Source organism: Salinicola sp. V024 (assembly GCF_052645315.1).
The window spans coordinates 437,567-461,543 of the sequence record NZ_JBQXYB010000001.1 but is presented as its reverse complement, the minus strand read 5'-3'; the positions used below and the strand labels follow the sequence as shown (position 1 = coordinate 461,543).

Here is a 23,977-nt window from a genome sequence, read left to right as displayed (position 1 = left end):
GCAGCAAGATCACCGTCGCCGCTCTTCGATGATAGCGGTGACGGTGATCGCCATTCATGAGCGGTCTCGCATCAGCAACGTGTCGATAAACTCCCCGACCACGTCGGAAATTTCCTCTTCCTTTCGGGTCAACACGCCGTAGTAGCCCAACGGCTCACCGATCACCAGCGGCAGCGCCGTGAACTTTCCCGCCGAGACGGCCGTCTTGAGCACCGATGTCGGCAGCAACGCGATGGCATCCGATGAGCTGACCAGCTGCAGCGTCGTCTGTGTCGAGGTGGTTTCCACCACGTTGCGCGGTGTCGATATTCCCTCCTCTGCCAGCGCGATCTCGAACAGTCCTCGCATCGGGCTGTTCATCGGATGCAGAACCCATGGCCAGCGCACGACCTCGCTAAGCCCCGGCGAACGTTCACAGAGTGGATGACCGGCTCTCACCACGATCGAGACCGGTTCCGCCTGCAGCGGCAGAAAATCGAATAGCTGGTGCTGAGCGTTTTCCGTCACGCGACCGATCACCACATCCAGGCGCTTGTATTCCAGGTCTGCCAGCAGCCGATCACTGGAGTTCTCGAACAGACTCACCGCCAGTTGCGGCCGCCGTGACTTGATCGTGTTGATCGCCTTGGGCAACAGCAGCGGCGCTGCCCCCGGTACCGCGCCGATGACCAACTTGCCGTATCCCCCTTCCCGCATCGATACCAGCTCGTCGATCAGGCGGTCGGTATCGTTGAGAATACTGCGGGCATAGCGCACCAACAGGCGCCCCGAATCGGTGATCTCCATGCTGCGGGGCAGCCGATAGAAAAGCGTCATGCCGAAGAACGTCTCGATATCCTTGAGCATCTTGCTGGCCGCGGGCTGGCTCATATTCATGTGGCGCGACGTGGCGTGGAGATTTCGACTTTCATCCAGCGTTACCAGCAGCACCAGATGCTTGATACGCATCCAACCCTTGACGTGTATACGACTATCGTCGGACATCGCGATCACCCGCATAAGGCTTTAGTCTAAAATAATAACCCCCGGTTATCGGGGTAACATAAAAAAAGATTAGCCACCGGACTATACCGCCAATTACGCTAGCGATATATCAGAAAAAAGACGTCGATTGCTGGCGATAAAACGGCGAACTCATCCCGAATCACGAGAAAATCAGCGAACAATACGGGACGTATTATCGTTAACTAATTCGCCAACAGATCGTTATGTTTTTTCTACAATTCGGTAATGATTTTCAAGGAATATTCTCAGTATGCCCAAGATCCAGCGGGTCGAGGTTCAAGATATTCGCTTCCCGACCTCCCGCGAGCTAGACGGCTCGGACGCGATGAACGCTGCCCCGGACTATTCGGCCACCTACGTCATCCTGCATACCGACGCCGGCGATGACGTCACCGGCCATGGCCTGACCTTCACCATCGGTCGCGGCAACGAGATCTGCGTGGCGGCCGTCGAATCTCTGTCTTCTCGCCTGGAAGGGCGCTCGCTATCGGATATCACCGCCGACATGGGCGCCTACTGGCGCGAACTGACCAGCGGCGATAGCCAACTGCGCTGGCTGGGGCCGGAAAAAGGCGTCATTCACCTGGCCAGTGCCGCGATGATCAATGCCGTCTGGGATCTATGGGCCAAGTGCGAAGGCAAGCCGGTATGGAAGCTGCTGGCCGACATGAGCCCCGAGGAACTGGTGCGCTGTCTCGACTTCCGTTTCGTCACCGATGCGTTGACGCCGGAGGAAGCGATCGGCCTGCTCAAGGGTCGTGAAGCGGGCAAGGCCGAGCGCGAAGCCGCGATCCGCGAGCACGGCTATCCCGCCTATACCACATCCGCCGGCTGGCTGGGCTACTCCGAAGAGAAGATGCGCGCGCTCTGCCGCGAGGCCATCGCCGGGGGCTGGGAACACTTCAAGCAGAAAGTCGGTGGCGATATCGAGGAGGACCGCCGACGTGCCCGCATTCTGCGCGAGGAGATCGGCGAGGAGCGCTTGCTGATGATGGACGCCAACCAGATGTGGGATGTCGACGAGGCGATCGTCAACATGCGCCGATTGGCCGAATTTCGCCCCCACTGGATCGAGGAGCCGACCAGCCCCGACGACATCCTGGGACATGCCGAGATTCGTCATCGCCTGGCCCCGATTGGCGTGGCCACTGGCGAGCACTGCCATAACCGGGTGATGTTCAAGCAGCTGTTTCAGGCCGATGCGATCGACTTCTGCCAGCTCGATGCCGCCCGTCTAGGCGGTCTCAACGAAGTGATCGTTGTGTTACTGCTGGCCGCCAAGTATGACATCCCGGTTTGCCCGCACGGCGGCGGCGTCGGCCTGTGCGAATACACCCAGCATATCTCGATGTTCGACTACATCGCCGTTTCCGGCTCGCTGGAAGGCCGGCTGCTCGAGTACGTCGACCATCTGCATGAGCACTTCGTCGATCCGGTACAGATGCGCCGCGGACACTATCTCGTTCCGGAGGCCCCGGGCTACGGCGTCACCATGAAGCCGGAATCGCTGAGCGCACACCAGTTTCCCGGCGGTAGTGCCTGGCAATAGCGGTTCAGGCACTGCTGGCACGGGCGCCTGAAGATCGACCCTTGGTGCCGCTCACGCCGCCACCCCGAGCATTGGGGCGCCGCCGACAAACGGCAGCGCCCTTTCGCAGGCCATACAGGCTTTTCACGCCATTCACGCTCTGGAGTTGAAGATGACAACAATCACACCTTCCCATCGCAGTACGCGCCCCCGCGCTCGTTCCTCGCTGACAACGCTGATGGCAGCCGCGGTGTTGAGCTTGACCAGCCTGTCGGCGGTGGCTGCCACCGAGATGCCTCCGTTACCGGACGTCACCGGTGATGTCGTCAAAGGCGATGGCAACGACTACAACATCAAGTTCAACATCGGTTTGACGCAGTCCAGTGCCCAGTATCGTGGTCTGGAGTATTTCAAGAAGATCGTCGAGCAGCGCAGCGACAACCATATCAAGGTCCAGACATTCCACAGTGCCCAGCTTGGCGACGATCTCCAGTCGGTCAGCGCACTGCAGGCCGGTACGCTGGACATGACGGCGCCTTCCACTTCACCCATGGTCAGCATGTTCCCGCAGTTCGCGGTGTTCGATCTGCCGTTCCTGTTCCCGACGCCCGAGATCGCCGACAAGGTGCTCGATGGCGATATCGGTCAGCAGATGCTCAAGGACGCTTCGACCAAAGGGCTGGTGGCTATCGGCTGGTCAGAAAACGGTTATCGCCAGCTGACCAACAGCGAACATGCCGTGACCTCACCCGCCGATCTCGATGGCCTGAAAGTCCGCACCATGCAGAATCCGATCCATCTGGATATCTGGCGTACGCTCGGGGCCAACCCGACACCGATGTCGTTCGCCGAGCTGTTCACCGCGCTGGAGCAGGGCGTAGTCGACGGCCAGGAAAACCCGTGGATCACCATCGAGTCCTCCAAGTTCAACGAGGTGCAGCCGTACGCCACCGAGACGAACCACGTCTACACGCCGTTCATTACGCTGGTCTCCGAGCGCACCTGGAAGCGGCTGCCGGAGAGTTATCAGCAGCTGCTGCGTGATGCCGCCAAGCAGATGGGCGACTACGAGCGCCACGTCAGCCGCGTCATGAACGATCAGATCAAGCAGGAACTGAAGGATGACGGCATGAAGATCACCGAGCTGACGCCGGAACAGGTCGCCGTCTTCCAGAAGGATCTGGCCCCGGTCTACGACGACTGGCGTGAAAAGATCGGCGGCGACTTGATCGACCGCATCCGCGCCGAGTCGAAGGTCGACTCGAAGTAAGTGTCGCTTCGCCGCCGGCGCATGGGCGCTGGCGGCGAACCTTGTGTGATGACGGAGGTCATGATGAGTGCCGACTCCCCTGCTACCCGGGGTCTCCTGGGCTGGCTGCGTCAAACGCTGGAAATCGCTGCCGGGCTTCTCGTGCTGGGCGTCGTCTTTTGCGTCACGGCCAACGTCTTTGGCCGTTTCGTTCTCAACTATTCCTATACCTGGGCCGAAGAGCTGTCCCGGGTACTGTTCATCTGGCTGGTGCTGCTGGGCGCCGGCGTCGGCAGTCTCGGCAACGAACACGTGGCAGTCACCTTCTTCCGCGACAAGGCCCCTGCCGGGCTGCGCAAGGCTGCCGTGCTGCTGAGCATCGCCATCATCTACATCGTCTGCATCTGCATCCTGCTCGGGTTCAACGAAGTCATCTCAGGCTACACCAGCGCCACCCCGATGCTGGGCATTCCGCAGACTTTCCTCTATAGCGCCATGCCGGTAATGGCGATTCTGACCATGATCGCCAACACCATTGCCCTGGTTGGCCTATTTCGGAGCAAGACGCCATGATCCTGTGGAGCATTCTGATAGGGCTGGCGGTCTGTATCGTCATTGGCATGCCGATCTCGTTCGGTCTGGCGGCCATCAGCCTGTTTATCTTCTTTGAATCCGGCTACTCGCTGTCGCCGATCGTCTCTCAGGCGGTCAACGGTCTGGATTCCTTCCCGCTGCTGGCGATCCCGCTGTTCATTCTGGTGGGCGAGGTGATGAGTGCCGGAGGTATCGCCACACGGCTGGTGCGTCTCGCCAGCGCCCTGGTCGGGTTCGTCGCCGGCGGCCTGGGCCAGGTTGCGGTGTTGACCTCGATGTTCTTCGGCGGCATCAGCGGCTCCGCCGTGGCCGATGCCTCGGCCGTGGGCAGCATGATGATCGAACCGATGAAGCAGCACCGTTATAGCGCGCCGCTGGCAACCGCCATCGTGGTCGCCGCCTCGGTGGTCGGCATCATCATCCCGCCGTCGATCCCGATGATTCTGTTCGGCGTGGTGACCAATACCTCGATCTCGCAGCTGTTCATGGCGGGTATCGTGCCCGGCATCCTGATCACGCTGGGGCTGGCGATCACCACCTACGTACAGTCGCGCAAGAACGGCCGCGGCCAGCCGTTTTCGGTGCCGGAACTGTTTGCCGCACTGAAGGAATCGCTGCTGGCCCTGCTGCTGCCAGTGATCATCGTCGGCGGCATTCTGTCGGGCGTGTTCACACCGACCGAAAGCGCGGCGATCGCGCTGGTCTACGCCTTCGCGGTGTCGTTCTTCATCTACCGTAGCCTGACGCTGAAGCGCTTCTTCGAACTCTGCATCGCCACCGGCAAACTCACCGGCGTCGTGATGCTGCTGCTGGCTTTCGCGAGCGTGCTGGCCTGGCTGCTGACGGCCAACATGATTCCGCAACAGCTAGTGGTGAGCCTGTCGACCATCACTGAGAACCGGCTGCTGCTGTTGCTGATACTGACCGCATTTCTGCTGGTCGTGGGTTTCTTCATGGACCTGACCCCGGCGATGGTGATTCTGGCCCCGCTGATGACCCCGGTCGTGGTCAAACTGGGCATCGATCCGGTCTATTTCGGTGTGCTGATGTCGTTCGTGCTGGGGATCGGGCTGATCACGCCCCCCGTCGGGACGGTACTTTATGTCGGCTGCGGCGTGGGCAAGGTCGGTATGGAGAGCCTGGTCAAGAGCCTGCTGCCGTTCTATTTCACGCTGATCGCGCTGCTGGTGCTGTTCCTGCTCTTCCCGCAGATCGTGCTGTGGTATCGCTGAGGCGAGGAGATTTCGATGACATCGAGTGTTTCGATGAAGCGCTTTTTGATGACGTTTCGAGAGGTGATGCATGATCACGCGTGAAGCGCTGTTCGACGACCTGTCGGCGCTGTTGGGCAAGGGCGGCTTGCTGACCGAGAGCGGCGACATGGAGCGCTATCGCGTCGACTGGCCGGGCTATCGCGGCGCCGAGCCGCTGGCGGTGGCACGGCCGACGACGACACGTCAGGTCGCCGAGGTGGTGAGCTACTGTCATCGTCATGACATTCCGCTGGTCCCCCAGGGCGGTCACAGCGGTCTGGTGGGCGGGGCGCTACCCGACGCCGACTATCCGGAACTGGTTGTCAGTCTCGAGCGAATGGCGTCGGTGCGCCAGGTCGATCCCATCAACTTCTCCATGAGCGTCGACGGTGGCTGCGTGCTGCAGTCGATCAAGGACGCCGCCGAAGCGGCCGACTGCGATTTCCCACTATCGCTTGGTGCCCAGGGAAGCTGTCAGATCGGCGGCAATGTCTCGACCAACGCCGGCGGCCTCAACGTACTGCGCTACGGCATGATGCGTCAGCTGGTGCTGGGGCTCGAGGTGGTGCTGCCGGACGGGCGCATCTACAACGGCATGAAGGCACTGCACAAGAACAATGCCGGCTACGACCTGAAGCAGTTGTTCATCGGCGCGGAAGGGACGCTTGGCATCGTCACGGGCGCCGTGCTCAAGCTCTTTCCTCGCCCCCAGGTCAGCCGTACCGCCCTGCTCGCCTGCCCGGACATCGATGCCGTGCTCGGTCTCTACGCCCTGGCTCGACGCAGTTGCTGCGATCTGCTGACGGCCTTCGAGCTGGTGCCGCGAGCCTGTCTCGAACTTGCGATGGAAGCCTCTCCCGACCTGCGCGATCCGCTCGAAGCGCCCTCCCCGGTCTATGTGCTGATGGAGGCGGCGGCCAGCGGACCGGTCGATCTCGAGGCGATGATCGAGGATCTGTTCGAGCGCGGATTCGAGGCTGGCATGCTGACCGATGGCGTGCTTGCCAGCAGCGATACTCAGGCTCGCAACCTGTGGCACATTCGCGAAGCGATGCTCGAGGGTCAGCGCAATCGCGGCGAACATCTGCGCACGGATGTCTCGCTACCCATCTCGTCGCTGACCGCATTTCACCAACGCGCCTCCGACGAGATCCAGGCGCTGTGTCCACAGGCGACGATCATCGCCTACGGCCATATCGGCGATGGCAACCTGCATTTCAATATCTTGCCACCGCCCGGGCTCGAGGCCGAAGCGCGTGCGGCGCTGCTGCACGAACTGGAAGAACGTCTATTCGAGATCGTCGACGACTTCGATGGCAGCATCAGTGCCGAGCATGGCATCGGGCGCTTCAAGCAGACCGCCTTCCTGGAGACGTTGCCGGAGCCCGAATACGAGATCATGCGAGGTCTCAAGCGTCTGCTCGATCCACGATACTTGATGTCACCCGGCCGGATTCTGCCCCGCCCGATCGAATGAGCGGCCAAACTTCGAACGCGGCACCACCTCGCTCAGGAACCACCCATGACTGATTCGCACGCCTCCCCCTCGGAACAGACGCCTCGCATCGTGGGGGTCCTCGGGACCGGCATCATGGGTGCCCCCATGGCCAGTCGCCTGGCCGCGGCCGGGCATCGCGTGCGAGCCTGGAACCGCTCGCCCGACAAGCTGATTCCTCTGCAACAAGCCGGTGTCGAAGCGTTCAGCTCGGCCATAGCCGCTGCACGCGGCGCCGATGTCGTCATCGTCATGCTGAGCGCCGGGCCGGTATGCGACGAGATTCTACTGGGCGACGACGGCGTCATCGCCGCGATGTCGCCGGATAGTATTCTGGTCGTGATGAGCTCGATTCCGGTGGATACCGCCCGCCATCAGGCGATCATCGCCGCCCGGCATGGAATCGGCTATCTGGATGCGCCGGTTTCCGGGGGCGAACGCGGGGCCATCGACGGCACCCTGGCGATCATGGCCGGCGGCGAGGCCGCGGTGTTCGACAGCTGCCAGACGCTGTTGCAGAACTTCGGCCGCCCCACTCACGTGGGTCCTGCCGGAAGCGGACAGCTTGCCAAACTCGCCAATCAGATGATCGTGGCCAATACCATTGCCACTGTGGCGGAAGCACTACTCCTGGCGGAACGCGGCGGTGCCGATCCGGCCCAGGTGAGAATGGCCCTGATGGGCGGCTTCGCCGATTCGACGATTCTCAAGATGCACGGTCAGCGCATGCTCGAGGGAGACTTCGCCCCCGGCGGCGCCGCCAAATGGCAGTACAAGGATACCCAGACCGCCATCGCGGAAATGAATCGACTGGAACTGGATTTACCGGTCAGTCGTCAGGCCGATGCATTGTTCGGCGACATGCTGAGCCATGGCGACGGCGAGCTGGATCACAGCGGATTGATTCGGGAACTTCGTCGGCGCAATGGCATGCCGGTGGATTGACCGAGTTCAGCGCTGGCCGAGCCAACGCAGGTATCTAGGTGTCCGTAATTCACCGGCATGCCGGAAATTGGCCAGTCGCTCCTGAACCAGCGATTCCGACGCCTGAAGGTGTCGATGCAGCGCCGAGCTGGCAAGCGCGGAACGACGCGCCCGCATGGCCTCGAAGACTTCCCGGTGCGCCGCGAAGAAGGGATCACCCGGCGGCAGCTCGATCTCCCCATCCAGCAAGTGCTTGCTGATCAGCAGGATCGGCCGCGTGCGCTGGAGCATGATCAGAATTTCGGCATTGCCGCCACTCTCCAGCGCTTCGTGATGAAGATCGTTTTCCAGTGCATCGAGCTGGCTTGCCTGCACGGCGGGATAGCGGGCCTGAGCCTGATCGAGTCGCTCGAGATACCGGACGATCTCCTTGTCGGCTATGCGCTCACAGGCATGTGCGATCATGAACGGCTCCAACTGTCGCCGAGCCTCGTAGAGCTGATGGAGCCGATCATCGTCCAGCGGCACCACGTTCCAGCTGCTGTACTTGATCTTCTCGACCACGCCTAGAGACTGCAGCTGCAACAGGATTCGATACGTCGTGGCACGACTGACATCCAGCGACTTGGCCAGTTGCAGTTCGTTGAGCTCGAAGCGGCCTTTCATCGAACAAAGTACGACATCGTGCTCGACCTTCTCGGCCAACGCGCGCCAGGACTCGGTGCGTTTGACGGAAGCCTGTCCGCCGGCAGCTCGGAAGTCTGCAGCGGTCAACGAACGTCGCACGATCGCGCGAGGTTCACGTCCCACCAGGAACCCCCGCCCTTCGAAACGACTGATCGCGCCCTCATCGTGCAGACGCCCCAGCGTCTGGCGCACCGGCGAACGACTCATGCCGAAGATATCGGCGATATTGCCCTCGAGCAGAACCAGACCCGGCTCCAGATGCCCGCTGGCCATGCTGCGCAACAGCGCATCGTACAATTGATCCTTGAGCGTCTTCGCCATCAACCTCATTCCCGCCGAATGTAGGGGACAAATCGGGACGTGCCACGATTCAGCGATAACGAGTATTGCATACAAAGATCGTCACTGGCTGCCAGACATAGGGACTATCCATGACATACAGGGGCTGTCCGTCATCACTGTCCGTCATCACTGTCCGACAGTGACTATCCCACAGGCAGACCTCGGACCTGCTCCAGGTAGCGCCGGGGCTTTTCCGAGTCGACCCAGAGAACGCGGACAGATCGAACCGCCAGACAAAAGAAAACGCCGCCCACAAAGGTGGACGGCGTTCGAACGTCAGCGAGGCGGGCCCCGCTGGCCGGTCTGGCTCGCGAATCAGGCCTGCGAACGACGAACCGGTGCATCGCCGTCGGTACGACGACGCGGTGCGCGCTCGGGTGAGCCCTGATCTTCCGCGATCTCCAGCGAGCGGCCGCCAACGCGGGCTCGGGCCATCTTGGTCAGAATCGAGGCCGGCAGACCGCTCGGCAGTTCGACCACGGAGAAGGCGTTACGGATATCGATACGCCCGATACGGCCGCCTTCGATTCCCCCTTCGTTGGCCAGAGCGCCGACCAGTTGGCCCGGCTTGACGCCATCCTTGTGGCCAACCGACACGCGATAGCGAGTCATGCCTTCGCGAGGCGCGCTGTCACGCTGACGCGGGCCGCCACGCTCACGATTGCCGCCTTCGCGACCGCCATCCCGGCCATTCTCGCGACGCGCCGGGGCGTTGGTGATGCGACCGATCGGAGCTTCTCCGCCGCGCGCCAATGTCGCCAGCGCTGCGGCCAGATCGATCGGATCGTGACCTTCCTCGACCAGCTTCTCGATCAGCCCACGCTGATGAGCCGACCCGGCATCGAGCATTTCACGCAGGCGCGCACTGAAGCGGTCGTCGCGATGGGCACGAATCGCTGCATCGTCGGGCAGCGGCATCTCGGTCATCGACTGACCGGTCGCCTGCTCGACCCAACGCACTTTGCGCGATTCACGGCCACCGGCGAAGGTAATCGCGATACCGTCGCGGCCCGCACGGCCGGTACGACCGATACGGTGGATATAGGCTTCGGAATCCTGCGGCAGGTCGTAGTTGATGACGTGCGTGATCCGCGGCACATCGAGACCACGAGCCGCAACGTCAGTGGCGACCAGTACGTCGACCTTGCTACGCTTGAGACGCGTCACGGTGCGTTCACGCAGGCTCTGGTCGAGGTCGCCCGACAGGCCGGCAGCGTTGACGCCACGAGCGGTGAGCTGCTCGACCAACGTGGTACAGGCGGCACGGGTACGCACGAACACGATGGCCGCGTCGACGGCTTCGACTTCCAGGATACGTGCCAGCGCTTCCAGCTTGCTGGGGCCTTCGACACGCACCACACGCTGCTTGATGTTCTCGCCGGTACTGATCTTGGAATCGATCGTGACCTTGACCGGATCCACCAGATAACGATTGACGATGCGCTCGATTTCGCTCGGCAGCGTGGCCGAGAAGAACACGCGCTGAGCATTCTTCGGGGTGTCCGCGACGACGCGCTTGACGTCATCGATGAAGCCCATGCGCAGCATCTCGTCGGCTTCGTCGAGAACCAGCGCCGACAGACCGTCGAGCTTGAGACTTTTACGATCCAGGTGATCGATGACACGACCCGGCGTACCCACGACAACCTGGGCGCCACGCTTCAGCGCCGAAAGCTGCTCGCGATAGTCCTGGCCGCCGCACAGCGTCGCCACTTCCAGGCCTTTCAGATTCTGGCCGTACTTGGTGAACGACACGGCAACCTGCTGCGCCAGTTCACGGGTCGGTGCCAGCACCAATACTTGCGGTTCACGCCGGCCGAGATCGAGTCGGCTCAGCAGGGGCAGCGCGAACGCTGCAGTCTTGCCGGTACCGGTCTGCGCCTGGCCCAGCATGTCACGTCCTTCCAGAAGCGCAGGAATCGTCTGCGTCTGAATCGGTGACGGGATTTCATAGCCCAGGGTTTCGAGGGCAGTCAGTACTTCCGGCAACAGAGCCAGATCGCCAAAGCTAGGCGAAGCAGTAACAGTCGAGGTCATTTCACACCTTGGAGTGGCCGGTAGGCACCGGCGAAAATGTCATGGCATCGGTGGCGTGATCACCACTGAATGCCGGTCGCACCAGGCATTGCGCTTATCGTCTCGCGAGTCACGAAGCGATAGCGTATGTGGCGACCTTGATGCGCCCGGTTGAACTCATTATCAACCGATCTAGGCGCTCCATCATTGCATCCGGACGCGAAAAACGGCTATGCCGTGCGTCATGTACGAGATACGTCCGGTGCTGGGCATCGATTCACAGGTCGATGGCGTCGATTACAGACATATCGGCAGGATGGTGGGGTCAACACATGCGAGGAAGTGCCACTATACCATTGGTGTAGGCGTTTCACCACCGGAACGTAAAAATCCGACAGATGAAGCGATCGATCGAAGGCCGTAGACTGGCTTCAACGCTGTTTGTTCCAGTGCCTTATTCCAGTAACTTTTTCCAGTACCTTGAATTCCAGCACCTTGAGCCCTCTTGCCATGCCGACACTTAAACCCACGCTGTGGATCGATGCCGACGCCTGCCCCCGGGTGGCCCGCGACATCATCATTCGTGCCGCCGAGCGCACTCGCACCCAGACCTGGATGGTGGCCAACCACGCGCTGCCGCTACCGCCGTCGGCCTGGGTCAAGTCTCGCACGGTGGCGCAGGGTTTCGATGCGGCGGATAACGCGATCGTCGAAGCCGCGACTGCCGGCGATCTGGTGATCACCAGCGACCTGCCATTGGCGCAGGAGGTGATCGAACGCGGCGCCGAAGTCATGACCACTCGGGGAGAGCGCCTGACCCTCGACAATATCAAGTCACGCGTGCAGATGCGCGATTTCATGGAGACGTTGCGCGCCAGCGGCGAGCACACCCAAGGCCCCAACGCCTACACCGACGGGGATCGCCGCGAATTCGCCAATGCCCTGGATCGATGGCTGCAGCGTCACGCCCGTTCCTGAGAACGGGCTTCGAGACCGCCCACCCTTCATCGATCGGTTCCGCGGATCCCCTGCCCCGGCAACCGTTGACGATCATGGGGCTCGTCCAGTGCCAATGCCGGGCCCACCGGAACGATACGAGTCGGGTTGATCGTCGGGTGGCTATAGTAGTAGTGGCGTTTGATGTGATCGAAATCCACTGTCTCCCGAATGCCCGGCCACTGATACAGCTCGCGTAGATAATTCCACAGATTGGGATAGTCGGCGATGCGCTGGCGATTGCATTTAAAATGCCCGTGATAGACCGGGTCGAAACGCACCAACGTCGTGAACAGACGTATATCGGCTTCCGTGAGCCATTGCCCTGCCAGATAACGCTGCGTATCGAGGCGCGCCTCCAGACGATCGAGGCAAGCGAACAGCGCGGCGAAGTGTTTCTCGTAGACCGACTGCTCGGTCGCGAACCCGGTCTTGTAGACCCCATTGTTGACGTTGTCGTAGACGTCCGCGTTGATCTCGTCGATGACCTCACGTAAATCGGCGGGGTACAAGTCCCGGCGATTGCCGGTCAGCTCGTCGAAGGCCGAATTCAGCATGCGCACGATGTCGGCGGACTCGTTGTTGACGATACACCGTCGTTGCCGATCCCAGAGCGCCGGAACCGTCACCCGCCCGGAGTAGTGAGGATCGGTCAGCGTATAGAGCTGGTGATGGAAATCGACATGATTGATGTCGTCGCCACTCGATCCTTCATCGATGCGGTAGGACCAACCCTGGTCGAGCATCAACGGGCTGGTATGAGAGACACCGATCAGCGCTTCCAATCCTTTCAGTTTGCGCATGATCAGCGCACGGTGCGCCCAGGGGCAGGCCAACGATACATAAAGATGATAGCGCCCGGCCTCTGCTGTAAGCCCAGCCTGGCCCTCAGGACCCGGCTCGCCCGAAGGCGTGATCCAGTCCCGCAGCCTGGCGGACTCCCGAACGAACTCTCCACCGTGGCTTTTGGTGTCGTACCACTGATCCCGCCATTCACCCTCGACAAGCAGTCCCATGATGCCTCCTGTCCACTCGATGTCTTGAGAACAACAGGATAGGCCCCCGCGGCCGGAGGTCGAGCGCAATAACTCGACTCATTCGTTCGGCGGCATCGATGAATACAGATTCGGGGAAACGGCATCTCGTGGACAGTTCGCCGTCACGCTGGCCTTCAGCGTCCGAGCCAGGGCCAGCGTCGCGGGACCCGCGCCATCGACGTCACGATGGAATATCTGCAGTGCCACTCGTCGCACCCCGCCCGCGCGCAGCGGCAACGCTTTGACGCGTCCCTGGTCCAGCGCCGAGCGAATGCGCGTTTCCGGTACCCAGGCGAAACCCAGCCCCCGTTCCAGCATATCGATCGATGTCGACAGATGACCCAGGGTCCAGCGCTGTTCTGCCTTCAACCAGCCGGCGTCGAGTCGCTGATGGATGGCTGAATCGCGCACGACCAGTTGACGATGGCGTTCCAGATCGCGCAGATCGAGCTCACGCTGCAATTGATGTAGTGGATGCTGCGGGTGAGCCACCGCGATAAAAGGCACCTCGACGATAGGCTCGCCCAGGAACCCCTGCGCGACGACCCCCGATATGATCAGGTCCGCCCGACTCTCATACAACATTTCGACAGCACCGTTGAGCACGGTTTCGTATAGCTGGACGCGCACATGGGGAAACGCGGCCGAAAACTGCGTCAACGCATCGGCCAGAGCATCCCCCGGAAAGACCTGATCCACGGCCAGTGTGACTTCCGCTTCCAATCCGCCGGCCAAGCGCTCCGCCACGTCCTCCAACGACGCCGCATTCTCGATGAGTTGGCGCGCTCGACGCAGTAATAGACTTCCCGCCTCGGTGAGCACGACCTGACGCCCTTTCGGTTCGAAAAGTACGACCCCCAACTGTTCCTCGATCTTGTGGATGGCATGGTTGAGCGTCGAAGGGCTTCGGTGAACGACTTCGGCAGCCTTGGCAAATCCACCGCTATCCGCTACCGCCGCCAGCATTTGCCACTGCAGCAATGTCACTTTCGGCACGATTTTCTCCCTTTAGCCCTAAATTCCGGCAAGCGAAATGACCCGCGACCGCTGACGGGTCTTGTTATCGACCTGCTGCCACCAGAGCAGAAATCATGACCGCCATTATGACTTACTCAACGTCACGTTAGACGCTAAATTGGCGCTATCGAGCCACTAACCTTGAATAAAAAAACCTTTACAAGGGTTTTACGGAAAGAATAGTTAGCCAGGAAACAAGGTTTTTCAAAGCACCATATTGGTGCAACAGTATGCACGGGTGCATTACATCTACTTACGCTTCGCCTCTTTGACTACGACTTTCGCCTGAAGCCATTTTTTTGCACAATGCCCAAACCGTGCGCCCTCCGATGCTGTACATAAATACAGACTAGGCAATTAACACTAGCTTGGGGTATGGTTCTTCGGCCTTTATTTAAACTTGTCATCCTATTTTATCCGGGCTCATCTCTTCATGTTGCGAATTTTCCATTCGCTGCCCCGCACGCATAAAGTGTTATTGCTACCGGTTGCCACCATGGTCACCGTGCTGGGTACGCAAAAGATCATTGGTGTTTTCGGCGATACCGAAGACGCTCAGACACAGATTCCCGTCGCGACGACGACCACGATTTCTCAGTCGATCGTCAATTCAGCCGCCTCGAGCGAAGCGGCTATCGCTTCTCTTACGATGAGTGATTTATCGAAAGGCATTCCGCTGGCTCAGCTCAAGCCGCTGGAGGTGATGCATCTCGATTTCATCTCCGAAGCCCGTGCCGATGATGACTCCCAGGCCCAGTCCTTTTCTCCCATTGCCAAGCCCCCGACTCAGCCGAGTGAGGTGAAGCTGGCCATGCAGCTTCCGTCGGAAGATGCCACGTCAGCCGAAAGTGAAGACGATGACGGCATTGGTGGCACTTCTTACGAAGACTGGACGTTCGATAACGCACAGGACCCCTCAGGCGACACGGAGCTGGGTGACGAAATCGCGTCTCGGGAAACTTACGTGCCCGAGTGGCAGAGCTATACCATTCAAAGCGGCGACTCCTTCGCACTCACCGCCGAAAGAACACTGGGTCTGGCTTACAGTGATGTAATGCAGATTCTCAACACCGTGCCGGACAAGAAAGTCCTGACGCGATGGCAAGTCGGGCACAGCTTCGATTACAAGCTCGACGAGAACGGTCAGCTACTGGCCCTTCGCGTGATGAAGAATCCTCGCGAGGGTTATCTGCTCAAGCGAGGCGACGAGACGGCAGAGTTCGCCTACTCGCCAGTGGAGAAAGCGGGAGAAGCCGCTCAGCGCATGTTCACCGGCACCGTCAGCGGCTCGTTTGCCTCGTCGGCACAGTCGACCGGCCTGTCCAGCTCGGAAGTTTCCGAGCTCACCAACATCCTTTCTAAGAAGCTGAATTTCCGCCGCGATGCGCGCGCGGGCGATCAGTTCAGGGTACTGGTGGAATCGGACATGATCGACGGTCATTCCATGGACTCCAAAGTTCTGGCCGCCGAATACGAAGGGGAACGGATGGATCTGACGGTGCTTCGCAACAGCGCCGATGACCATTTCTATACGCCGGATGGCAATAGCCTCGATCCGGCGTTCGATCGCTATCCTTTTCAAGGCCATTACCGCATCAGCTCGCCGTTCAATCTGCGACGCCTGCATCCCGTCACGGGTCGCATCAGCCCTCACAAGGGCACCGATTTCGCCATGCGCTCCGGCACGCCGATTGACGCCCCGGCCGACGGGGTCGTCGAACGCGTAGTCAATCACCCGCTCGCCGGGCGTTATATCGTGATTCGCCACAACAATGGCTACGAAACTCGCTTTCTGCACCTGAGCAAGGCACTCGTCAAACCCGGCGAGCATGTCAAGATGGGGGAAGAGATCGCGCTGTCGGGCAGTACTGGCCGCGTTACCGGCCCCCACCTGCACTACGAAGTCATGGTCAATAACCATCAGGTCGATCCCATGCGCGTTAAGCTGCCGGAATCCCAGCGACTGCGAGGCGATGCCCTGGCAGCATTCAAACGCGAATCGGAAAACCTGCTGGCAAAACTGGACCAGGACAGCGCCAACGAGCCAGCCATTGCCCAAGTCGATGTCTCGGGCAAGCCGGTGAGCGACGACAACATCTAGTCGTAGTCCGCTGCAGCGCCTGAGTCACCGCTGGAAATTCACTCCCTGGAAGTCGGATGCCGATCCGACGCCAGGGAGGTAATGCCCGGATGCGTCAATAGATCGACGCTCCCCCCTCTCTACTTCTCTACTTCTCTACTTCTCTACTTCTCTACTTCTTTCATCAGTCATCCAAGAGCATTCCATGGAAACCATAGGCCTTTCGTGGTGCGTCAGGCCATCGGCCTGGCGCGCCTGGTGCTGCAGGATCCCCGCATCGTGCTGCTGGACGAACCCACCGCCGCCTTCGACCAGACCAACGAGAAGCGCGCGGTGGAATTCCTCAAGCGATGGATGAAAGGCCGCACGCTGATCGTCTCGACCCACAAGAAGCCGCTGCTCGAGCTGACTGATCGCGCCATCGTCCTGCGCGAGGGCAAGCTGGCGATGCAGGGCAATCTCGATCAGGTCGTCAAGGGCAACCGTGTCGCCGCCACCGGCAACCAGGGCGCCAGCTCCAACCTTGGTTCCAAACCCAGGGAGGGACGCTAGATGGCCACCACACTCAGCGATCAGGAACTGCAGCGTCAACTGGGCGACCCACGCGCCAATCTGCGCCATCCCCTTGCCCGCCCGGTGGTATGGGCCGTATTGATCTGCCTGCTCAGCTTCATCGGCTGGGCCGCCTGGGCCCACATCGCCGTGGTGACCCATGGCGAGGGCCGCGTGATTCCGGTCAGCCGGATCCAGTCGATCCAGAGTCTCGAGGGCGGCATCATCGAAGACCTCAAGGTTCGTGAAGGCGATATCGTCGACAAGGACCAGTTGCTGGTCCAGCTCAGCGGCACCCGCTTTCGCAGCGCCTATCAGGAAACGCAGAATCAGGTCCAGGCACTGAGGGCGGCCATCGCCAGACTGCAGGCCGAAGTGCTGGAACAGGACAGCATCACGTTCCCGGAGAGCGTCGATGCGCAGAGCTCGCTGGCCCAGTCCGAGCGCGAGCTGTTTCACGCGCGGCGTGAAAAGCTGCGTGAGGCCACTGAATCGCTGGACCATGAAATCCAGATGGCGCAGCGTCGCTTGAATCTGATCCAGCCGCTGGTCAAGCGCAAGGCGGTGAGCGAGATGGAGGCGCTGCAGCTGTAGCAGGACATGGCGTCGCTACGGGGTAAACGCGCCGAAATCCAGAACAGCTACGTGCAGGACGCCTATACCGAGCTGACCGACAAGAAAGGCGAACTCTCCTCGCTAGAGCAGGTGCTGGTACAGCGTCAGGACCAGTACCAGCGCACCGAGCTGCATTCGCCGGTACATGGCCGGGTCAACGCCATCAACTACACCACCCGGGGCGGCGTGGTACCGCCGGGCGAGACGATCATGGAGGTGATCCCGATGGAGGATCAGTTGCTGATCGAGGCCAAGATCAAGCCGAGTGATGTCGCCTTCCTGGCGCCGGGCATGTTCACCAGCGTCAAGATCACGGCCTACGATTACACGATCTACGGGGATCTCGAGGGCACCGTCGATCAAATCAGTGCCGATACCATCGAAGAGGAAACGCCGCGCGGCACGGAGTCCTACTACAAGGTCTATATCCGGACCGACAGCGGCTCGTTGACCCACAACGGCGAGAATCTGCCGATCATTCCCGGCATGATCGCTCAGGTCGACATCCAGACCGGCGAACGCAGCGTGCTGGACTATCTGCTCAAGCCGCTGCTCAAGGCCAACCTGTATTGATAGTTCCCGGTCAGAGCGGGCACGACGCTCAGCGGCGCTCGGCCAACCAGTTTCGAGCTTCTTTCCGCAGCGCCTCGTCGGAAGGCCGACCAGCCCGCGACTGGCCATCGACGGCGCGCTGGGCGTAGGTCAAGGCGTCGTCGTCCTTACCCTGATCCTCGAGAAACTGGGCGTAGTAGAAGTTGGTATCGATACCGGCAGGCCGAATCGATACCGCGCGCTCGAGCAGTTGCCGGGCCTTGTCGTCATCACCGAAGGCGATCGGCCAGCCCGGCGCGTGCTGATAGAGCGCGCCCAGCGTCACGTAGGCCGAACCGTCTTCGCCCTGCGGGTCGATGGCGATCGCCTTCTCCAGTGCCGTGCGTGCCTGCTTGGCCAGATCCAGGGCGCCGAGGCCGCCCTTGGCCTTGGCGTACGAGGCCAGAATCACGCCCCGGGCCGTCAATATATGGGAATTCTCCGGTTCGCTCCTGGCCAGCATGTCGACTTCGCCGGCAAGATCTTCGAAAGCGCGTAACTGGGCATCGCCCTGCATCTGGTATTCGACATTGCCCCACCGCTGCATGAGGGAAAAGAGGGAAGAGTCCGGCGCTTGCGCCATCGCGGTAGCCGCACCGAGAACGCCGCTGGACGCCACGGCCAGTATCATGAGCATTAACATCAGTCGAAAACGGCTGCACGGGGACCACTGGCATTGCTGTCGCATCGACATCTCTCCTGGGGGATCGTGCTAATAATCAATCGTGCTAGCAATCTAACGAGCGTTTGAATCCATCACTATAGGGTTTTAGTCGCAAGAGAGGCGGTTTTAATCGCATGAGATGGCCGCCAGACACCGGATTACGATACGCTCCGCCTTCGATGAGCGTAACAGGATCTTCTTATGCAAGGCCGCAACATGACGCGCTGGCGCGATCCCAAGACGGATCCGCGTCAGGAGAAGAAGAGCAACCTGATCACGCCGCAGGGATGGAATCGGTTACAGGGCATTCACGACCATCTGTCACGGGTCAAACGCCCGCAGCTGTCGGAGAAGGTCGGCGAAGCCGCAGCACTGGGGGATCGCAGCGAAAATGCAGACTACACCTACAACAAGAAAGAGCTGAACCGCGTCATTGCCCGGATCCGCTATCTGCGGAAGCGGCTGGACGAGCTCCAGGTCGTCGATCGCCTGCCGGCGGATACCGGCAAGATCTATTTCAGTGCCAGCGTCACGCTGGAAGACGATAATGGAGAAGAGCTGCAGGTGCGTCTGGTCGGCCACGACGAAACCAATACCGACAAGCACTGGATCAGCATCGATGCGCCGTTGGCGCAGGCGCTCCTGGGCAAGGCGCTGGATGACGATGTCGTCGTCGCGGCCCCGGGCGGCGAGACCCATTACATCGTGACCGATATCGCCTATGTCGATTCCGAAAGCTGAGACCGCAGACCCAGCCGAGCTAGGCTGGGAGTGCGGTTCAGACCGCCCGCCCTACCGGCGTGGAAAGACAGTTATCCGTCGCTGACATGAACGAGCCCTCGAGGACAGCCTATGCCGAATGCCATCGATCCGCCCTCATCGTCGATACTGTTCGCTCGGCAACCGATCTTCGACACCGCCCTGGAAATCGTTGCCTACGAACTACTCTATCGCCCGACGGATGGCGGCCCGAGGCCGATGCCATTCGATGGCAATCGGGCCACCAGCACGGTTCTGATGAATGCGTTCAGCCAGGGCGAGCTGGAGACGGTCAGCGAGGGAAAGCCGTTATTCATCAACTTCACCGCCGACATGCTGAGTATCGATCTGCCGTTCGATACCTCACGTCTGGTAGTAGAAATTCTCGAAGATACGCCGGTCGACGACACCATCCGTGACTGCCTGCAGCAGTTGCGCCAGCGAGGCTTCACTCTGGCGTTGGACGACTATGCCGAAGTGGACGTCGAGCATCCCTACCTGTCCCTCGTGGATATCGTCAAACTCGAATACCCGTATTACTGCGACGAAACGTTCAAGTACATCGTCGAACAGCTACGCCTTCACTATCCCGAGCTCAAGATTCTGGCGGAAAAACTGGAAACGGAAGAGGACCTGAGCTGCTGTCAGCGCGCCGGCTGCGACCTGTTCCAGGGCTACTATCTGGCGCGACCGCAGGTCATGCACGGCGGCGCCGATTCCTGAGCGCCGAACTCCCGAGCGCCGAACTCCTAAGCGCCGACTTCCGAAGAACTTAGCCGGGCGTGTACGGCGAATCAACGCCGGGGTTTGATCGCACGATAGACGCGGAAGCGTCGGTTGTCGGCGAGGGTTTCGAAGCTGCCGAACGTCTCCTGCAGCCAATCCGGATACGGCAGAAACGCATTGGCGACCAGGGTCAGGCTGCCGCCTTCGACGAGATGCGCCGGCGCCTCGCGGATCAGTCGTTGGGTCGGCCCGTAATCGATCGAGCGCTCCTGATGAAACGGCGGGTTGCTGACGATGGCCTCGAAGGTCCCCTCCAGCTGGCGATAGACATCGCTCTGGATGACCGTGCCGGTCAGCTGATTGGCGACTAACGTGCGCCGCGTGGCCTCGACCGCGAAGGCGTTGAGATCGACCGCCGTGACCTGGGAGCCCTGCTTCGCCAGCCACGCCGACAGAATGCCATCCCCACAGCCGACATCCAGCGCCCGCAGCGGCTTACCGCGCGCCGGCAACGGCAACGGCGACTGCGCCAATGCTTTCAGCAATAGCCGCGTGCCGTCGTCGAGCTTGCCATGGCCGAAGACCCCAGGATGGCTCGCCAGCGTCAGCTCTTCTGCCGTGAACGTCTGCCAGACGGCATCCGGGTCGCGTTCGGATTCGACCGTCCGGCTCGCGAACAGCGTGCAGCGACGCGCCGTATCCAGCTTGCGGCACGTCTGCTCAAAGCCTTCCAGTATCTTCGGGACACGCTTGATGCCGCCCTGGTTCTCGCCAACGATCTGAATCGGCGTGCCCGCTGGCAGCGCCGTATTCAGCGCGCTCAGCCACCATTCCCCCAACGCGAGGCTCTTGGGCCAGAACAGCACCGCCCCCGGCACCTCGGCAGGCGGTGCGGTCAGCGCCCCGTAGGCCGGGCGCCCGGCATTGCGCCAGGCCTCGCAGACATCCAGATCCGCACTCCACACGCTGCCCTCGCCGGACTCGAGCCAGCCATCGCGGGGTGGCGCGACCCATAACCAGCCGCGATAGTCCGCATCCTGGCGGGCGAGCAGTTGACAGGCCGGTGGCTGCGTCGACATCAGAACGTCTCCTCTGGGCCCGCGCTGTCCGCGTGCCGAATGATGTAGTGAAGATAGCGCCCCAGGCGCCAGTGCGGATCAGTCTGGCAGTAACGCTTTTCGAGCTCGATGATCGTTGCAAGCTGCGCATCGCTCGGCGCACGTTCCCGCAGGTAGTCGTGAAAGATCCGGATGCCGGCGACGCTTTCGATCACCAGCCCCTCTTCGCGACACCAGCGCTCGATATCGGCATGCGTCAATGGCGAGATCGGCGTCAAACGCTGCCGCTGGCCCGTTCCCGAAAGCCGGTCTTCCAGCGCCTTGTCGAGATTGCCCTTGACCACATTGGAAAAACGCAGCGCATCGCGGTTGAACACCATCAGCGACAGACGACCGCCCGGAGCCAGCAGGGACTTCAACGTGGCAACCGCCCGACGCGGCTGGGCCAGCCATTCCAGCACCGCGTGACACACGACCAGCGGCCATGGCCCCGGCGCCAGTTCCTGCAACGCTTGGATCGGCGCCTGCAGTGTTCGAATGGGAAGCTCGCCGAATTCGGCCCGCGCTCGGGCCAGCATCTCCGCGGAAGGCTCCGCCAGCGTGACATCATGCCCGCGCTCGGCCAGCCACACGCTCATCTGGCCGAGGCCGCCGCCGACATCCAGTGCGACCGCACCGTCCTGCGGCAGAGACTGCGAGAGGACCTGATCGAGCACCGCCAGGCGGATCTGACCGCGCGCCGTAGCGTAAAGACTGTTGGCGAACTTGTCGGCCAAGCCGTCGAAGATCCGGTCCTGCCCCACGGGGATATCGTTGCCGTGCCGCGGGCTCGCGGCAGGCAGCGCGGAAGCGTCATCAGAACTACGCATGAGAACTACGCATGAGAACTACGCATGAGAACAAGGCATGAGATAGCGACGGCTCGAATCGGAAAGGCGGCATTGTATCAACGCCAACGCGGACCGTCCCGACGCAATGGCCCCCGCGGGTTTATCTCGACGAATCCGGCGCTTATACTGTGCGCCGCTTACCTCGCCCGATTCAGGGCGATCCCGGTCAGCCCCCATAGCTCAGCTGGATAGAGCGTCCCCCTCCTAAGGGGAAGGTCTCAGGTTCGAATCCTGATGGGGGCACCAAGTCGATCTCTCCCACCAGGCATGACCCTGCAGCCGAGCACGCTACCTGGCGAGTGAATCGGACAACCTGACGCCATCGATGAGGCAGTCCATCACCGCGGCGCCTCGACGACCTCGAGCGTGAGGTCGACGCCCAGTCGATCCAGCATGCGCCGGAAATCGCTGACCGAATAACGCGCGTCTTCCGTGACCAGTGTCCTGATCCTCCCCGTACCCACTGTTCCGGAGCCAAGATTCGCCACCACACTCTCAGCGGGGTCCAGAAACCGGCATTGAGGGCGCGCACGCTCGAAAAACGCCTTCAGCCATGGCAGGTGCGTGCTCGATAGCGTCAGCACGTCGATATCGGGCTTCCGCCGAAAGAGGGAATCCACGAAGTCGTCGACGCTCGCCTGCGTGCCTTGCGGGTCGAACAGAAACGCCCCGCTTTCTACCAGCTCCACCATGCTCGAGGCGTTGATCAGCTCGACACTGGCACCGGCGAGGTCATGAGACGCCACGAAGCTCTCCAGCATCTCGCTCTCGACCAGCGACTCGACGCCCATGATGCCCACCGCCTGATTGGTCGAGCTTGCCAGCGCCGCCTCCAGGGGTGGAAAGACCCCGAAGACCGGCAAGCGCGTCAGGGGGCGCACCGATTCGAGTACGGTGATCGATGGCGCGTTGGAAGCGATAACGATGGCCGAGGGGTCGAAACTCTCCAGAAAGCGCAACGTCCGCTCCATGACTCGGGCCAACTCGTCGGGCGCCTTGCTCCCGTAGGGAAAACTGGCACGATCCGCGAAGTAGATCACATCCTGTCTAGGTAAGCACCGCTGTATCTCCGCCACGATGGCGTAGCTGCCGATTCCGGCATCGAAGACCGCGATGGGCCGGTGCAGGGCTGTCGATTCCATGAAATTCCTGATCTCCGTGAAGGCTTAGCGGTGTGAAGTGGCCAGGGCGCCACCCGCTGCCATGAAAAGCCCACCGGTGGTGCGGTTGAACAGGCGCACGCGGCGTGGCGTGCCAAACCAGCGGCTGACCGTCGAGCCTACCGAGGCGTAGGCGGTCATCGTCGCCAGATCGACCGCGAGCCACGTCAGCGCGAGGATCACGAACTGTGACCACTGCGGTTGCCCCAGGTCGATGAAGTTGGGAAAGAGCGCGCCGAAGAACAGCAGATCCTTGGGATTGCTGATCCCCACGGTGAAGCCCTTGCCAAACAGCCGCCGCCTGGAGTGAATGCCGTTCGTAACGTCCATATTGGCTTCGGGCGATGCCATTGGCTCGGCGGGCGCACGCCACGCCTGGATGCCGAGATAGACAAGGTAGACCGCACCTACCGCTTTCAACACGACGAAGGCGGTTTCCGATGTCGCGAGAATCGCCCCCAGGCCCAGAGCCGACAGCGCCATCAAGGCAAGCGATGCCAGTGCTCCCCCCACCACCGTCGCCAAGGCGCGTCGCTGGCCGTGACGCAACCCGTGGTGCATGCAAAGCAAAGCGACAGGGCCCGGGAACAGGATAAGAGCGGTGATAACACCGAGGTACGTCAGCCATACGGCAAAATCCATCGCTTCGAGTCCTCGTGTGGAGCGTGATGGCATCTAAGAGGGACGGGCGTCATACCTGATGACCCGTTCGAGCTTATCTTGCGAGCCTTGATCCGTC

At 61.2% G+C, this 23,977-nt stretch carries 23 protein-coding genes and 1 tRNA gene; 14 read left to right on the top strand and 10 right to left on the bottom strand.

Translation table 11 applies throughout. The annotated features are described in order from the left end of the window. Positions 1–54: 54 nt before the first annotated feature. Positions 55–984: a LysR substrate-binding domain-containing protein gene (locus ACUN9V_RS02105; protein WP_075563512.1), complete on the bottom strand. Its 930-nt coding sequence runs from the start codon at positions 982–984 to the stop codon at positions 55–57. A gap of 271 nt (positions 985–1,255) precedes the next feature. Here ACUN9V_RS02105 and ACUN9V_RS02100 point away from each other — a divergent pair, with 271 nt between their 5' ends. From ACUN9V_RS02100 to ACUN9V_RS02075, 6 genes are all read left to right on the top strand, one after another. After that, the gene (locus tag ACUN9V_RS02100) at positions 1,256–2,554 is read left to right on the top strand and encodes an L-fuconate dehydratase (RefSeq protein WP_445510179.1); all 1,299 of its coding nucleotides are present in this window, start codon (positions 1,256–1,258) and stop codon (positions 2,552–2,554) included. A gap of 151 nt (positions 2,555–2,705) precedes the next feature. Next, a complete protein-coding gene (locus ACUN9V_RS02095) occupies positions 2,706–3,803 on the top strand; it encodes a TRAP transporter substrate-binding protein (RefSeq protein ID WP_445510178.1) in 1,098 nt (365 codons plus the stop codon). Positions 3,804–3,866: 63 nt separating this feature from the next. Beyond that, the gene (locus ACUN9V_RS02090; RefSeq protein WP_075563501.1) at positions 3,867–4,355 is read left to right on the top strand and encodes a TRAP transporter small permease; all 489 of its coding nucleotides are present in this window, start codon (positions 3,867–3,869) and stop codon (positions 4,353–4,355) included. Next, entirely contained in the window at positions 4,352–5,608 is a 1,257-nt protein-coding gene (locus ACUN9V_RS02085) for a TRAP transporter large permease (protein WP_139313691.1), read from the top strand. Before ACUN9V_RS02090 ends, ACUN9V_RS02085 begins: the two co-directional genes overlap by 4 nt. Positions 5,609–5,678: 70 nt before the next feature. Next, positions 5,679–7,106 (top strand): FAD-binding oxidoreductase, encoded by a 1,428-nt coding sequence (locus ACUN9V_RS02080; protein ID WP_445510177.1) that lies wholly within the window; start codon positions 5,679–5,681, stop codon positions 7,104–7,106. A 45-nt stretch (positions 7,107–7,151) separates the two neighbouring features. Then, positions 7,152–8,069 (top strand): NAD(P)-dependent oxidoreductase, encoded by a 918-nt coding sequence (locus ACUN9V_RS02075; protein ID WP_445510176.1) that lies wholly within the window; start codon positions 7,152–7,154, stop codon positions 8,067–8,069. 6 nt (positions 8,070–8,075) lie between these two features. Here the strand turns inward: ACUN9V_RS02075 and ACUN9V_RS02070 are convergent, their stop codons facing one another. Continuing rightward, complete coding sequence (locus ACUN9V_RS02070; RefSeq protein WP_445510175.1) at positions 8,076–9,056, bottom strand: GntR family transcriptional regulator; 981 nt, start codon at positions 9,054–9,056, stop codon at positions 8,076–8,078. A gap of 336 nt (positions 9,057–9,392) precedes the next feature. After that, positions 9,393–11,114, bottom strand: coding sequence for a DEAD/DEAH box helicase (locus ACUN9V_RS02065; protein WP_075563497.1), 1,722 nt, complete (start codon positions 11,112–11,114; stop codon positions 9,393–9,395). A 489-nt stretch (positions 11,115–11,603) separates the two neighbouring features. On the opposite strand from ACUN9V_RS02065, the gene ACUN9V_RS02060 reads away from it, so the two are divergent. Beyond that, positions 11,604–12,071, top strand: a complete 468-nt coding sequence (locus tag ACUN9V_RS02060) for a YaiI/YqxD family protein (RefSeq protein WP_445510174.1) — start codon at positions 11,604–11,606, stop codon at positions 12,069–12,071. 26 nt (positions 12,072–12,097) lie between these two features. Here the strand turns inward: ACUN9V_RS02060 and ACUN9V_RS02055 are convergent, their stop codons facing one another. Then, complete coding sequence (locus ACUN9V_RS02055; RefSeq protein WP_445510173.1) at positions 12,098–13,105, bottom strand: glutathione S-transferase family protein; 1,008 nt, start codon at positions 13,103–13,105, stop codon at positions 12,098–12,100. Between the two features lie 78 nt (positions 13,106–13,183). Then, positions 13,184–14,122, bottom strand: a complete 939-nt coding sequence (locus ACUN9V_RS02050; protein WP_445510172.1) for a LysR family transcriptional regulator — start codon at positions 14,120–14,122, stop codon at positions 13,184–13,186. Between the two features lie 454 nt (positions 14,123–14,576). Between ACUN9V_RS02050 and ACUN9V_RS02045 the strand changes: the two genes are divergently transcribed. The 4 genes from ACUN9V_RS02045 to ACUN9V_RS02030 all read left to right on the top strand — a co-directional run bounded on the left by ACUN9V_RS02045 (position 14,577) and on the right by ACUN9V_RS02030 (position 17,963). Next, entirely contained in the window at positions 14,577–16,244 is a 1,668-nt protein-coding gene (locus tag ACUN9V_RS02045) for a peptidoglycan DD-metalloendopeptidase family protein (RefSeq protein ID WP_445510171.1), read from the top strand. Between the two features lie 204 nt (positions 16,245–16,448). Beyond that, positions 16,449–16,775 carry a hypothetical protein gene (locus ACUN9V_RS02040; RefSeq protein ID WP_445510170.1) on the top strand — a complete coding sequence of 109 codons (327 nt, stop codon included), beginning with the start codon at positions 16,449–16,451 and terminating at the stop codon, positions 16,773–16,775. Then, on the top strand, positions 16,776–17,369 hold the full coding sequence (locus ACUN9V_RS02035; RefSeq protein ID WP_445510169.1) for a hypothetical protein: 594 nt from the start codon (positions 16,776–16,778) through the stop codon (positions 17,367–17,369). 6 nt (positions 17,370–17,375) lie between these two features. Continuing rightward, positions 17,376–17,963 carry an HlyD family type I secretion periplasmic adaptor subunit gene (locus ACUN9V_RS02030; RefSeq protein ID WP_445510168.1) on the top strand — a complete coding sequence of 196 codons (588 nt, stop codon included), beginning with the start codon at positions 17,376–17,378 and terminating at the stop codon, positions 17,961–17,963. 28 nt (positions 17,964–17,991) lie between these two features. Here the strand turns inward: ACUN9V_RS02030 and ACUN9V_RS02025 are convergent, their stop codons facing one another. Further along, on the bottom strand, positions 17,992–18,618 hold the full coding sequence (locus ACUN9V_RS02025; protein ID WP_245392235.1) for a hypothetical protein: 627 nt from the start codon (positions 18,616–18,618) through the stop codon (positions 17,992–17,994). 228 nt (positions 18,619–18,846) lie between these two features. Here ACUN9V_RS02025 and greB point away from each other — a divergent pair, with 228 nt between their 5' ends. Together greB and ACUN9V_RS02015 are read left to right on the top strand one after the other, a co-directional pair. Further along, complete coding sequence (gene greB, locus ACUN9V_RS02020) at positions 18,847–19,386, top strand: transcription elongation factor GreB (RefSeq protein ID WP_110643520.1); 540 nt, start codon at positions 18,847–18,849, stop codon at positions 19,384–19,386. Positions 19,387–19,497: 111 nt separating this feature from the next. Next, positions 19,498–20,127 carry an EAL and HDOD domain-containing protein gene (locus ACUN9V_RS02015; RefSeq protein ID WP_445510167.1) on the top strand — a complete coding sequence of 210 codons (630 nt, stop codon included), beginning with the start codon at positions 19,498–19,500 and terminating at the stop codon, positions 20,125–20,127. Positions 20,128–20,198: 71 nt separating this feature from the next. On the opposite strand, the gene ACUN9V_RS02010 is transcribed toward ACUN9V_RS02015, so the two are convergent. Continuing rightward, complete coding sequence (locus ACUN9V_RS02010; protein ID WP_445510166.1) at positions 20,199–21,209, bottom strand: methyltransferase; 1,011 nt, start codon at positions 21,207–21,209, stop codon at positions 20,199–20,201. Next, on the bottom strand, positions 21,209–22,057 hold the full coding sequence (locus ACUN9V_RS02005; RefSeq protein WP_445510165.1) for a methyltransferase domain-containing protein: 849 nt from the start codon (positions 22,055–22,057) through the stop codon (positions 21,209–21,211). The genes ACUN9V_RS02010 and ACUN9V_RS02005 overlap by 1 nt, the downstream gene beginning before the upstream one ends. A 190-nt stretch (positions 22,058–22,247) precedes the next feature. Between ACUN9V_RS02005 and ACUN9V_RS02000 the strand changes: the two genes are divergently transcribed. After that, positions 22,248–22,324: transfer RNA gene (locus tag ACUN9V_RS02000), tRNA-Arg, on the top strand. Between the two features lie 92 nt (positions 22,325–22,416). Here ACUN9V_RS02000 and ACUN9V_RS01995 read toward each other — a convergent pair. Then, the gene (locus ACUN9V_RS01995; RefSeq protein WP_445510164.1) at positions 22,417–23,220 is read right to left on the bottom strand and encodes a glutamate racemase; all 804 of its coding nucleotides are present in this window, start codon (positions 23,218–23,220) and stop codon (positions 22,417–22,419) included. Between the two features lie 24 nt (positions 23,221–23,244). Then, on the bottom strand, positions 23,245–23,880 hold the full coding sequence (locus ACUN9V_RS01990) for a LysE family transporter (protein WP_445510163.1): 636 nt from the start codon (positions 23,878–23,880) through the stop codon (positions 23,245–23,247). Between the last annotated feature and the right edge of the window lie 97 nt (positions 23,881–23,977).